General features: G+C 29.7%; 16 protein-coding genes and 2 tRNA genes. 14 read left to right on the forward strand and 4 right to left on the reverse strand.

All coding sequences use genetic code 11. The features are described from left to right. Window position 1: 1 nt before the first annotated feature. Together ACW9UN_RS12465 and ACW9UN_RS12470 are read right to left on the reverse strand one after the other, a co-directional pair. Window positions 2–1,309, reverse strand: a complete 1,308-nt coding sequence (locus ACW9UN_RS12465) for an MFS transporter (RefSeq protein WP_459486624.1) — start codon at window positions 1,307–1,309, stop codon at window positions 2–4. 130 nt (window positions 1,310–1,439) lie between these two features. Further along, window positions 1,440–2,255 (reverse strand): M48 family metallopeptidase, encoded by an 816-nt coding sequence (locus ACW9UN_RS12470; protein ID WP_459486625.1) that lies wholly within the window; start codon window positions 2,253–2,255, stop codon window positions 1,440–1,442. Between the two features lie 182 nt (window positions 2,256–2,437). Between ACW9UN_RS12470 and ACW9UN_RS12475 the strand changes: the two genes are divergently transcribed. The 8 genes from ACW9UN_RS12475 (at window position 2,438) to ACW9UN_RS12510 (ending at window position 8,242) form a co-directional block, all read left to right on the forward strand. Then, complete coding sequence (locus tag ACW9UN_RS12475; protein ID WP_459486626.1) at window positions 2,438–2,866, forward strand: hypothetical protein; 429 nt, start codon at window positions 2,438–2,440, stop codon at window positions 2,864–2,866. Next, window positions 2,863–3,021: a hypothetical protein gene (locus tag ACW9UN_RS12480; RefSeq protein ID WP_459486627.1), complete on the forward strand. Its 159-nt coding sequence runs from the start codon at window positions 2,863–2,865 to the stop codon at window positions 3,019–3,021. Before ACW9UN_RS12475 ends, ACW9UN_RS12480 begins: the two co-directional genes overlap by 4 nt. A 27-nt stretch (window positions 3,022–3,048) precedes the next feature. Next, complete coding sequence (locus tag ACW9UN_RS12485) at window positions 3,049–3,243, forward strand: hypothetical protein (protein ID WP_459486628.1); 195 nt, start codon at window positions 3,049–3,051, stop codon at window positions 3,241–3,243. Window positions 3,244–3,245: 2 nt separating this feature from the next. Further along, a complete protein-coding gene (gene msrB, locus ACW9UN_RS12490; RefSeq protein ID WP_459486629.1) occupies window positions 3,246–3,728 on the forward strand; it encodes a peptide-methionine (R)-S-oxide reductase MsrB in 483 nt (160 codons plus the stop codon). A 793-nt stretch (window positions 3,729–4,521) separates the two neighbouring features. Then, the gene (locus ACW9UN_RS12495) at window positions 4,522–4,962 is read left to right on the forward strand and encodes a hypothetical protein (RefSeq protein ID WP_459486630.1); all 441 of its coding nucleotides are present in this window, start codon (window positions 4,522–4,524) and stop codon (window positions 4,960–4,962) included. 64 nt (window positions 4,963–5,026) lie between these two features. Further along, window positions 5,027–6,355, forward strand: coding sequence for a signal recognition particle protein (ffh, locus tag ACW9UN_RS12500; RefSeq protein ID WP_459486631.1), 1,329 nt, complete (start codon window positions 5,027–5,029; stop codon window positions 6,353–6,355). An 88-nt stretch (window positions 6,356–6,443) separates the two neighbouring features. Beyond that, window positions 6,444–7,319, forward strand: coding sequence for a bifunctional methylenetetrahydrofolate dehydrogenase/methenyltetrahydrofolate cyclohydrolase FolD (folD, locus tag ACW9UN_RS12505; RefSeq protein ID WP_459486632.1), 876 nt, complete (start codon window positions 6,444–6,446; stop codon window positions 7,317–7,319). 8 nt (window positions 7,320–7,327) lie between these two features. Then, window positions 7,328–8,242, forward strand: a complete 915-nt coding sequence (locus tag ACW9UN_RS12510) for a YitT family protein (RefSeq protein ID WP_459486633.1) — start codon at window positions 7,328–7,330, stop codon at window positions 8,240–8,242. Window positions 8,243–8,404: 162 nt separating this feature from the next. Here ACW9UN_RS12510 and ACW9UN_RS12515 read toward each other — a convergent pair whose 3' ends face one another. Further along, window positions 8,405–9,220 (reverse strand): FKBP-type peptidyl-prolyl cis-trans isomerase, encoded by an 816-nt coding sequence (locus ACW9UN_RS12515; protein WP_459486634.1) that lies wholly within the window; start codon window positions 9,218–9,220, stop codon window positions 8,405–8,407. Between the two features lie 79 nt (window positions 9,221–9,299). Here ACW9UN_RS12515 and hslR point away from each other — a divergent pair, with 79 nt between their 5' ends. Together hslR and ACW9UN_RS12525 are read left to right on the forward strand one after the other, a co-directional pair. Further along, window positions 9,300–9,668, forward strand: coding sequence for an Hsp15 family ribosome-associated heat shock protein (gene hslR, locus ACW9UN_RS12520; protein WP_459486635.1), 369 nt, complete (start codon window positions 9,300–9,302; stop codon window positions 9,666–9,668). A gap of 4 nt (window positions 9,669–9,672) precedes the next feature. After that, a complete protein-coding gene (locus tag ACW9UN_RS12525; RefSeq protein WP_459486636.1) occupies window positions 9,673–10,176 on the forward strand; it encodes a phosphoribosyltransferase domain-containing protein in 504 nt (167 codons plus the stop codon). Here ACW9UN_RS12525 and ACW9UN_RS12530 read toward each other — a convergent pair. After that, complete coding sequence (locus ACW9UN_RS12530) at window positions 10,168–10,683, reverse strand: shikimate kinase (RefSeq protein ID WP_459486637.1); 516 nt, start codon at window positions 10,681–10,683, stop codon at window positions 10,168–10,170. The two genes, ACW9UN_RS12525 and ACW9UN_RS12530, sit on opposite strands and share 9 nt — an antisense overlap. 95 nt (window positions 10,684–10,778) lie before the next feature. On the opposite strand from ACW9UN_RS12530, the gene ACW9UN_RS12535 reads away from it, so the two are divergent. The 4 genes from ACW9UN_RS12535 to ACW9UN_RS12550 all read left to right on the forward strand — a co-directional run bounded on the left by ACW9UN_RS12535 (window position 10,779) and on the right by ACW9UN_RS12550 (window position 12,526). Further along, window positions 10,779–10,851 (forward strand) — tRNA-Lys (locus ACW9UN_RS12535). 52 nt (window positions 10,852–10,903) lie between these two features. Then, a tRNA-Leu gene (locus tag ACW9UN_RS12540) sits at window positions 10,904–10,987 on the forward strand. Between the two features lie 70 nt (window positions 10,988–11,057). Beyond that, entirely contained in the window at window positions 11,058–11,864 is an 807-nt protein-coding gene (locus ACW9UN_RS12545; RefSeq protein WP_459486638.1) for a carboxypeptidase-like regulatory domain-containing protein, read from the forward strand. A gap of 278 nt (window positions 11,865–12,142) precedes the next feature. Continuing rightward, entirely contained in the window at window positions 12,143–12,526 is a 384-nt protein-coding gene (locus ACW9UN_RS12550) for a VOC family protein (protein WP_459486639.1), read from the forward strand. The last annotated feature ends 45 nt before the right edge of the window (window positions 12,527–12,571 follow it).

The following is a 12,571-nucleotide window of genomic DNA, read 5'->3' on the forward strand; positions in this document are numbered from 1 at the left end:
ACTATTGCACATATTTCGTCTTCTTTATTCTACTTAAAAAAATAAAAGCCGCTAAGAAAAAAATTGCCAAAGCCAAAACACTAGATTGGATGGTAAACACAGAGTTTAATACTCCAAAAGTAATCATACCAACTACTAATGCAATTTTTTCGGTCACATCAAAAAAACTAAAGTAAGAAGTTGTGTCTTCTGTTTCTGGCAGTAACTTAGAGTAGGTTGATCTTGCTAAAGATTGTATTGCACCCATAACCAAGCCAATTAATCCACCTAAAATATAAAAGTATAGATCTATATTAGGTGTATCTTTCGTTAAATTAAAACCAATAAAACAAACCACCCCCCAAATGGCAATTGTAATTTTTAACGTTGCAATATTCCCTATTTTGTTGGATAATCTCGAAAACAAAAAAGCACCTAAAATACCTACAAATTGAACGATTAAAATAGTGCCTATTAAATTTAATGTGGCTAAACCCAAAATAGTTCCGAAAATACCCGCCATTAAAATAATGGTCTGCACACCTATACTCAAAAGAAAAAAAGAAATTAAAAATATTTTTAACTCTCTATATTGAAAAAGTTCATGAGCAACAGCCTTAATTTCTTTTAGTCCTTTTTTGAAATAATTGTCTTTAGGTAATAATTTTTTTTCTTCATTTGGCAATCTTGCATAGGTTATTTGTGCAAAACCTAGCCACCAAATACCTACTAAAACAAATGATAATTGAGAGCCAAATTGTTTATCAAAAAAACCAAATACTTCAGTTTCTATTAAAACTAAACACATAATTAATAAGATGATAGACCCTGTGTAACCTAACATAAAACCTTTTGCACTTACGTTATCTTGTTGTTCTGGATGCGCAACTTCTGGCAAATATGCATTGTAAAAAACAATACTCCCCCAAAAACCAATACTTGCCAAAATAGTGAATACTATACCCACCCAAAGTGTTTCTTTATCCGTAAAAAAAAACAAACACATTACTGAAATTGAGCCCAATAAGCAAAAACCTTTTAAAAATTTCTTTTTATTACCTGCATAATCTGCAGTACCCGATAACATAGGCGACATAAATGCTACCACTAAAAAAGAAAATGCTAATGCATAATCGTATAATGTAATTGGATTCCACACTGTACCTAAAAAGGCTATTTTTCCATCTGCACCTGCAAAATCTTCTGCCGTAGTTAAACCTGCATAATAAATAGGAAAAATAGCTGTACCAATTACCAAAGAGTATACAGAATTTGCCCAATCGTAAAATGCCCATGCATTTATTAATTTTTTATCTCCAATTTTTAACATCTATTTATTTTTTAGTGATTTTTTTAAAAAAAATACAGTACTAATTTTGTGTTTATTTAAAACAAAAAAACCGTTCAAAAAACTTATTTTTTGAACGGCTACAATATAGGCAATCTATTTTGTTATCTATTTACTTTACATTACCATTTGCATTATATTGCGTGGCATACTTTCTTGCCGTTGGTAAATAATTTTTCAAATCTTGAATTCTTGATGCATTAGATGGGTGTGTACTTAAAATTTCTGGAGTAGAACCACCACCAGATTTTTCACTCATTCTTACCCAAACTTCAGCAGCTTCTGTACCATCATAACCAGCCATAATCATAAAAACCAAACCTAATCTATCTGCTTCTTGTTCGTGAGTTCTACTAAACTTTAACATTCCTAAGCCAGATCCAACACCATATGCCGTATTCCATATCTGTTGGCCTTCGGCACTTTTATTAGATGTTCCTAACGCTACTAATAAGCCCCCTATTTGTTGGCCATAAGAGTTTGTCATTCTTTCTTGTCCATGTTTTGCAAATGCATGTGCAATTTCATGACCCATTACTGCTGCTACACCATCTTCATTTGCACAAATTGGCATAATACCCGTGTAAAAAACCACTTTTCCACCTGGCATACACCAAGCGTTAACTGTTTTGTCTTCTATTAAATTAAACTCCCATTTATAAGCATTTGCTTCTTCCACCATATTATTTGCACGCATAAAACGATCTACAGCTGCAGAAATATTTTTGCCAACGTTTTTTATTTGATTGGTCATTTCTCTATTTGTAGACAACTTGTTTTCATCTAAAAAACTACTATATTGGGCAAAACTTGCAGGTAATACCTGAGCATCACTAACTAAATTAATTCTTTTTCTACCTGTTATTGGAACAGTACTGCATTCTGATAACAAAAAAACTGCTGTTAGAATTATTACTATTTTTTTCATTTTTTAACTTTTTGGCTTCTTAAAGTAGGACACTAAATACCTAATTTCGTCACTACATAAGAATATTTATATTTTTTTTAAAATTACATATTCTAATCATATCTAAAAAATATTTTTTTGATGCAATTTTTCCCAAAACAGAAACCCTACCTCCAAATACATAAACTCTTACTATTGTAAAATTGATTATAAAAATTACGCTTACCTTTTCTAATCGTTTGTCGATGTTTCTTGGCTCTAAATTATTTACCACTCCTATTTCTTTTAAAACTCCTAAAAGAGAAATTCAAATGGAGGAAAGCGCTCAAAAAAAGATGTTAAAAGTAGTACCTATCGATAAAGAAATTTGCATTTTATCTTACGGTTTTTCTGACAAAAAAATACTATTGGCTCACGGTTGGTCTGGCAGAAAAATACAGCTTTTTATAGTTGCTAATAAACTATTAGAAAAAGGATATATGACAATTTCTTTTGATGTACCTGCTCACGGAAAATCATCAGGAAAAACAACAGATTTATTAGAATATATAACAACTATTAAAGCAATAATTAAAGCTTATGGCCCTTTTTATGCAGCTGTTGGTCTTTCTTTTGACCTATGGCTATTATGAATGTACAATCTCAAACTCAATGTTTTCAAAAAATTGTAACTATAGGTTCAGTTGATAAAATTACTGATATTCTATATGATTTTTCTAATAATTTAGGTGTAAAAAAAGTATTTGGAAACAAATTAATTACCTATTTTAAGCAAAAATGGCAGTAAAAAATAGAGGATTATGCCACAGGTAAAGTGGCTAATAATATAAAAATTTCTATTTTAGTTATTTACGATAGTATAGATGGTAATGTACATGTAAGTTCTGCCATACATATTCGACAAAACTTAAAGAAAGGGGTACTTCTTATAACAAATGGCTTAGGAAACACTAAAATTCTTAGAGATAATAAAACTATAAACAAAATAGTATATTTTATAAAACAATAAATATGAAAAAATTAGCAAGTCTTTTTATTTTAATATTAATGATAAGTTGTGCAGGTAATGCTCAAAATTCATCCAAAGAAAAAAAGAAAACTTACAAAGTTCAAAAAACAGAGGCTGAATGGAAAAAAATACTATCGCCAATGGCATACTATGTTTTACGAGAAGCAGGAACAGAAAGGGCATTTACAAGCCCACTTAATAAAGAAAAAAAAGCAGGTATTTTTGTTTGTGCAGCTTGCGAAACACCATTGTATAAATCTAAACATAAATACGATTCAGGCTCTGGATGGCCATCATTTGACCGAGCAATAAAAGGAAATGTTGAAAAAGATGTAGATTATAAAATTGGTTATGCAAGAACCGAACTAAAATGTAACACTTGTGGCGGACATTTAGGCCATTCTTTTGATGATGGACCAAGCAAAACTACTGGAAAACGCCATTGTATAAATGGTGTAGCATTAAAGTTTATACCAGAAAAATAAAATTATAGTATCTTTAAAAACCTCTTTTAATTTTTCAATATTTGGAGTTTTATATAGCTTTTCAGGTTGATAAAGGTTTATTTTACTACAAAACAGCAGATTATCATTTCTAATAGTACTGAAATAAAACTAAATCACTATGACCTGAAAGTCCATATTGGTTTAGTTTTAGAGTTTTAAGATTTTTTAAATGTTCTGATAAATGTATCTAACGCGCTAATATTCTAATTAATTTTCTTAAATTTAAACATCAAATGAGTTTAAATGAATAAACATGAAATAGTTGAGTTATTAGAAGATAAACATAATAAAATGTTGGCTTGGTTAGCAAAACAACCTATATAAAAATTGGAAAATAGGAGCCACTGATAAATGGATAACAGCGCAGCATATTTATGCATTTGGTAAACAGTTTACAGCTATTAAACAAAATAGTAAGATACCCTAAGTTTATTTTAAAATATAAATTTGCCGTTTGTAATAGAGCAAACAGAGATTATGAAAGAGTTGTAAATAGGTATCAACAAAAATTCAATGAAAATCGAGAGAATGCAAGAAGATTTAATTCAAAGTAAAAAAAGCTATGTATCGAAGAAAGAGAAAGCTTGTTAACTACTTACCAAATTCAACCTAAAAAAAATTACAATACAAAACAAAAAAAAATCAGCAATAAAAATTTAGATACTCTAGTAATTCCTCATCCTTTATGGCTAAAATGATCCTAGGAAAAATTATCATCTAAACAGCCTTTCGCACAGAGCACCACTTATCAACACTACAAAAATTGTATTAATTGAACAGAATCATTCAAAAACCACACTTATTTTTCTTTAGCCTTATTCCTATATTTATAGCTTTAGGTATTATCAAAAGAAACATTCCTATAGATATTAACATATCTTTTATTTATTACTTAATTAATGTAGATTTTTGGTGCTACATAACAGCAGTGTATTTTGGATTAATAGGTATTAATTATCTAGCTTTATATTGGATAAAAAAAACACCAAACAACTGGCTAACAGCTATCCATATTATTTTACAAATAATTTGCTTAATCCCTTATTTAATTTCTGTTTTTAATTTAGATGATTCTGGTAATTTAGCCTATTCTAATATTCCTTTTAAAGACAATTTAAGTAGTATTTTACTAATATCATTTTTTATATTTTTAGCATCAATTTTAGTGCATTTAATCAATTTTTTTAGTAGCTTACTTTTAAAAGCAGATTAACCTTTTTAATCTTTTTTAAGCGAACTCTTATTTTTATATTTGTCTTTTAAACAGAATACAAATTATGTTCAATAATTTAAGCGATAAATTAGATAAAGCCCTACACACCTTAAAAGGTCATGGGCAAATTACAGAGATAAATGTTGCAGAAACTTTAAAAGAAGTTCGTAGAGCTCTTTTAGATGCCGATGTTAACTTTAAAATTGCCAAAGATTTTACAAAGAAAGTTCAGCAAAAAGCCATTGGGCAAGATGTATTAACTACATTAAACCCTGGGCAATTAATGGTAAAGTTGGTTAAAGACGAACTTACTGACTTAATGGGTGGAGAAACTGTAGGTATAAATTTAGGAGGCGCACCTACTGTAATTTTAATGTCTGGTTTACAAGGTTCTGGTAAAACAACTTTTTCTGGTAAACTGGCTAATTACCTTAAAACTAAAAAATCTAAACAAGTATTATTAGTAGGTTGTGATGTTTACAGACCAGCTGCCATAAATCAATTACAAGTTGTTGGAGAACAAATTGGTGTAGAAGTTTATGCAGAAGTGGGAAACCAAAACCCTGTAGAAATTTCTCAGAATGCCATTGCACACGCCAAAGCAAATGGTAAAAATGTGGTGATTATAGATACTGCTGGGCGTTTGGCCGTTGATGAGGAAATGATGACTGAAATCTCCAACATTCACAAAGCAGTAAATCCACAAGAAACCTTATTTGTTGTAGACTCTATGACTGGGCAAGATGCTGTAAATACTGCAAAAGCCTTTAATGACATCTTAAATTTTGAAGGTGTTGTACTTACAAAATTAGATGGTGATACCAGAGGTGGTGCTGCTTTATCTATTAAATCTGTAGTTGATAAACCCATTAAATTTATTGGTACTGGAGAAAAAATGGAAGCTATTGATGTTTTTCATCCAGATCGTATGGCAGACCGTATTTTGGGAATGGGAGATGTTATATCTCTTGTAGAAAGAGCTCAAGATCAATATGATGAAGAAGAAGCCAGAAAATTACAAAAGAAAATTGCTAAAAATCAATTTGGTTTCGACGACTTTTTAAGTCAGATTCAGCAAATCAAAAAGATGGGTAGCATGAAAGATTTAGTGGGTATGATACCTGGTGCTGGAAAAGCAATGAAAGATGTAGATATAGATGATGATGCTTTTAAAGGCATTGAGGCAATTATCCATTCTATGACACCTTCTGAAAGAAGTACGCCCTCTACAATAAATGCCAGTAGAAAAAGAAGAATAGCTAAAGGATCTGGAACATCTATTCAAGAAGTAAATCAGTTAATGAAACAATTTACCCAAATGAGTAAAATGATGAAAATGATGCAAGGTGGTGGTGGTAGAAAGATGATGCAAATGATGAAAGGAATGCGTTAAAATCAATTATGAATTACGAATTTTAATTTTTTAAAATATCTGAAAATTTTAATTCATAATTCTAAATTTAAAATTCGTAATTACATATATGACACTTTTAGACGGAAAAAAGACATCTGCTGATATTAAAGAAGAAATTGCTTTAGAAGTAAATAACTTAAAAAATAAAGGATACAAAACTCCTCATTTAGCTGCAATAATTGTAGGAAATAATGGTGCAAGTATCACCTACGTAAATGCAAAAGTAAAAGCATGCGAACGTGTTGGTTTTGAATCTTCTTTAATTAGATTGCCCGAAGAAACCACAGAAGAAGAATTACTTAACGAAATTGCTGTTTTAAATGTTGATAATGACATTGATGGCTTTATAGTACAACTGCCTTTGCCAAAACATATAGATGAGCAAAAGGTAATTATGGCTGTTGATCCTGATAAAGATGTTGATGGTTTCCATCCAACCAATGTTGGTAAAATGGCACTAAACCTACCCACTTTTATATCTGCAACTCCTTTTGGAATTTTAGAATTATTAGATAGGTATGATGTAAAAACATCTGGAAAACATGTTGTGGTTTTAGGAAGAAGCCATATTGTAGGTAGCCCAATGAGCATTTTATTGTCTCAAAAAAGAAAAGTAGGTAATGCTACAGTTACCATGTGCCATAGTAGAACTAAAAACTTAAAAGAAATTACTTTACAAGCAGATATTATTGTAGCTGCAATTGGTATTCCAGAGTTTTTAAAAGCAGATATGGTTAAAGACAATGTAACTGTAATAGATGTTGGTATTACAAGATTGGCAGACCCAAGTAAAAAAAGCGGATTTAGATTAGTTGGTGATGTTGCCTTTGATGAAGTTTCAAAAAAATCTGAATTTATAACGCCAGTTCCTGGAGGTGTTGGTCCAATGACGATAGCAATGTTGCTTAAAAACACCTTATTAGCTTGTAAAAGAAAAAATTGACACCTTAAATGAAACACTCAAAAACCTCAAACTATTTCTCTGAATATTTTCAAATTTTTATTGGAATAGTGCTAACAAGTTTGGGGTTAAAAGCTTTTCTCCTCCCCAATGGCTTTTTAGATGGTGGTGTTACAGGTATTGCTTTATTGGTTAGAACTCAGGTAGATGTTAATATGTCTTACTTACTTGTTGTTTTTAGTATTCCTTTTTTAATTCTAGGCTACTTTACGGTTTCTAAAAGAATTGTTATAAAATCTATCATTAGTATTTTAGGAGTGGCTTTATTTATTCACTTCGAAAATTTTCAAACCATAACCAACGATAAATTATTGATATCAATTTTTGGAGGTTTATTGGTTGGTTCAGGAATCGGAATTGCCATTAGAAATGGTTCAGTTTTAGATGGTTCAGAAATTCTTGGTATCTTTTTGAATGATAAATATGGAATTAGTATTGGTAAAATTGTTATGTTTTTTAATATCGTTTTATTTACAATTACGGCTTTTGTAGAAACTATAGAAATTGCACTCTACTCAGTTTTAACTTATATTATTGCTGCAAAGGTAACAGACACAGTAATAGAGGGTTTTGAAGATTTTATTGGTGTAACTATTGTATCTAAAAAAAATGATTTGATTAAAATTGCCATTTTAGAAGAATTAGGCGTAGGATTAACAATTTACAAGGGCAGCTCTGGTTTTGGCAGTAAAGGTATTTCAGAAGAGTTTGATATTATTCATACCATTATCAACAGAATAGATATTAAAAAAATGCACAGAATTATAGACGATATTGATGCTGAAGCATTTACCATTGAATTTGATGTAAACAATGTTAAAGGAGGGGTTTTACGACATTATCTTGATAAGAAGAAAAACAGCAAATTCCTAAAACTTAAAGAATCTATAAATCAAACAAACTAGAAACAGAATTTTATCAAAAACTTGTTCGAGAATTGCAACTTTTCTAGGCATCTAACCCTATCTTAATACAAAATACCTTAAAGCAATCTCATAAAAAAACTCTTTATCATTTAAGAAAAAGAGTTTTTTGTTCTTTGAAACCTACGTATAAATTAAACTTGTTTAGTATTTTGGATTTAAATAATCTGGTAAATTCGGCTCACTAGAATCACTAAAATCGTTAGTAGGGTCACCATCACCATTAGCATCCTCTTCGATTGATGGAATACCATCATTATCATGATCTGTATCTTTTACAAAATCTAAAAGTTCTACTTTAAAAACAATAATTTTATCAAACAAGGGGTTATCAGGTCCACCCAATTGATAATTTATTGATGAATAAGCCAAACCACTAGGAATAAAAATAAAACCTTTACCCGTATTTTGAAACATAAGTGGTCCATTATTTGTGATGTTTTCTCCAGGTTTCAGTTTCGGAAATCCCTTAGTCCAACCTCTTATTGGTGTAGATGCCATACCTGGAATTCCAAAAGTAGTTGCCAAACTCCACCAAGTTTCATCTCCCTGATCAAAAGGATCTGTATCCAAACTATTATTAATAAGCTGTAATCCTGTTCTATTAACAAAAATAGAATCCATTTCTGTTGGGTTACCTTTATCTGGAGTCGTTACTCCTACTTCAGTAACAAAAACATACAACTTATGATCAATACTATTTTGTTCAGTTTCAATAATTTTTAACCTACTATCTTCTAGCATTGATGTTTGATTTGCATCTATTAATTGCAAAGAATCTAAACTCTCATTGTAAAAATGGCTACTTAAAAAAGCAACTATACTATCATTATCAGAAATTGCCAAAGCTTCATAATCTACATTTTCATATGGATTTGTAAAACCATTTAAATTATCATCGCAGGCATATGCAATCACTGCAAACACTACAAAAGCAAATAAATATTTTATTTTAGTCATTTAATCATAAAATTTAAGCGTGCAATTTACCATTTTTATACCTTTGTAAAAAGACAAAAGATATATTTTAACTTTTTTTATGAGGGTAGATAAATACTTGTGGTGTATTCGTATTTTTAAAACAAGAAGCCTAGCAACTGCAGCTTGCAAAAAGGGTCAAGTTAAGATAGATAATAGCAATATAAAACCATCTAAAGAAGTTTATGGAGATGAGTTGATTTTGATTCGTAAAAATCAGATTAATTATCAAATAAAAGTTTTAGATTTACCAAAAAGCAGAGTTGGTGCAAAATTGGTAGATTTATATCGAAAAGACATAACACCAAAAGAAGAGTTTGAAAAAAATGAGCTTTTAAAATACTCAAAAGATTACTATAGAAAAAAAGGGAGTGGAAGACCAACTAAAAAAGACAGAAGAGATTTAGAAGGATTTACTGAAGATTTGTAAAATTATGACTATACAAGGAAATATTATTTTAAATACCAATCAAATTAACCAAAAGATAAGACGTATTGCGTATCAAATTTATGAAACCAACAGCAACGAAAAAGAGGTTATTATAGCTGGTATTGTTGGTAATGGTTATGTATTATCTGAAAAATTAGTGAAAATTTTAAATGAAATATCTACTTTAAAAGTTACACTTTGTGAAGTGAAAATTAACAAGAAAAAACCTTTAGAAGCAATTTCTACATCGTTAAAAGTTGAAGATTATAAAAATAAATCTTTAGTTTTAGTTGATGATGTTTTAAATTCGGGTACCACTTTAATTTATGGTGTTAAGCATTTTTTAGAAGTACCTTTAAAAAAATTTAAAACTGCTGTTTTAGTTAATAGAAATCATAAAAAATATCCTGTAAAAGCAGACTTTAAAGGGGTTTCTTTATCAACATCAATTAAAGAACATGTACAAGTTGATTTTTTAGATGATGAAGCACAAGCTTATTTAGTTTAAAATAGTATAAATTTCTTCTGCAACTTCACGCTTTTTTTTATCATCAATTTTAATGGTTATTTTAGCCTGTTCGTAAAAAAAACGCCTTTCAAACAAGTGCTTGGCAACAAATTCTGGTATCTTATCATCTCCTAAAGAAGCTATTAAAGGTCTTTTGGCTTTCTTGTTAATCAATCTTTTTATCATTGTTGGTACACTACCTTGAAGATAAATGGAAGTGGAGTTTGAATCATTTATAAGTTTCATATTGTTAGAATAACAAGGGGTCCCCCCACCTAAAGAAAGAATACAATCAGCTTCATTCTCTAAAATTTCTTTTAAATATATATGTTCTATATTTCTAAAATAAATTTCTCCCTTTTCTTTAAAAATAGTGGTCACAGACATTTTTTCTTTGCCAATAATATAATCATCTAAGTCTATAAACTTAACATTTAACATTTTAGAAAGTTTTTTTCCAATACTCGACTTTCCAGAAGCCATATACCCAAGCAGAACAATTCTCATTTTTTTTAAATTTTTTGTAAATATCGGTAAAATTAATTCAATTTTATATTTCAGTTTTAAATGATTGATAGTATATTTGCACCTCGTAATTTTTTGACCTGGTAGCTCAGTTGGTAGAGCATCTCCCTTTTAAGGAGAGGGTCCTGGGTTCGAGCCCCAGCCCGGTCACTAAAAAAAAGTTAAGCAAATGCTTAACTTTTTTATTTGAAAATATTTTTATGCGCACGTGGCGAAATTGGTAGACGCGCAGCCTTGAGGGGGCTGTTTTCGTAAGAAAGTGGAAGTTCGAATCTTCTCGTGCGCACTAAAAAATTATTTTACATCTTCACAAAATATTAACCTTTCTATTCAGTTTTATACTTAATTTTGTTTTTATGCAAAAAAATCTACTCTTTCTGTACTTACTATGTTTAAGTTTAGGTACATTTTCTCAACAAGATAGTATTCGTACTAAAACTTTAAAAGGTCAAATTATTCATGCCGTTAACAAACGTGCTTTGAGCGCTGCACACATTTTAAATTTAAATACAGTACAAGGTACAATTACAGATGATAAAGGTTTTTTTAAACTACCTGCAACAGCCAACGATACCATTTTAGTTTCTTACTTGGGTTTTTCATCTATTAAAGTTAAAGTAACCAACGATTTATTAAAGGGTAATGAGTTAGAAATTGCATTGTACGAAAAACCAGAACAAATTAGAGAAGTTATTATAAAATCTACCAAACTAATTGGTGTTTTAGAAATTGATGTAAAACAAGTACCTAAAGACAGATTTACTAGAATTCATATTAATGGGCTACCACAAACGTATGAGGTGGGTGAACCTCAAAAAAGAAACTTTGCGTCTCCTGTTGCTGCACTTTTTCAGCCTGTTGATTTCCTCTACAATTTATTTGGTAAAAAACCAAAGCAGTTAAAAAAATTACAGAAATTAAAAAAAGAAGATGATTTACGTAAAATGCTAGCAGGAAAATTTGATAGAGAAGTGATGATGGAGTACTTGAATATGGATAGACAAGAGTTAACAGAACTTTTAACAGATTGTAGCTACTCTGAATATTTTATAAAAAAAGCTTCTGATTTACAAATGATTGAAGCTATTTTAGGCTGTTATGAAAATTATAAAGCTTTAAAAAAAGGAAAAATTCAACGAGATAAAATTCCGAGTAGAAATTAAGCAAAAAAAGAGTCAAAAACAAATGAATTGTGATTGACTCTAATCAACTATTAAAAACTAACTAATTCAACTAAATATCTTGTAAAGACTATAGTTGTACATTTATAAGACGCGGCTATATTTAATTAGTTACATTCATTTTTTGTGTTTAACAGAACTTTAAGAATATACTTTGTAAATACATCATTACACAATAATAGTATTTCAGAAATTTTACAGTTATTCTTATAAAAATCTACAAATAAATTTCGATATTTGATAACTAATTAGATTCAAATATGTCCAACTTTAACTTTAACCATATTGCACTTTCTGTAAAAGATGTTAATACATCTGTAGCTTTTTATAAAAAAGTATTTGACTTTAACGAAATAAAAAATACGGCTTCAAATTCTAAAACAAGATGGCTTTCATTAGGAGATGGAAAACAGCTTCACTTAATTCCTCGTCCTGATTTTGAGATTAAAGTAAATAAAGCAGTTCATTTTGCATTAACTACAAAAGATGTTCAATCATTTGTAAACCATTTAATATCACTAAAAATTGATTATACAGATTGGCTTGATACCCCCAATAAAGATTACATTAGAAAAGACGGAATTTTACAGGTATATTTTCAAGACCCCAATGGTTTTTGGATTGAGGTTAATAACGCATTTTAAAAAATACAAATTAAGTATATAAAAAAAATCCAGCTTTTTTCAGCT

This window comes from Polaribacter litoreus, assembly GCF_054584775.1.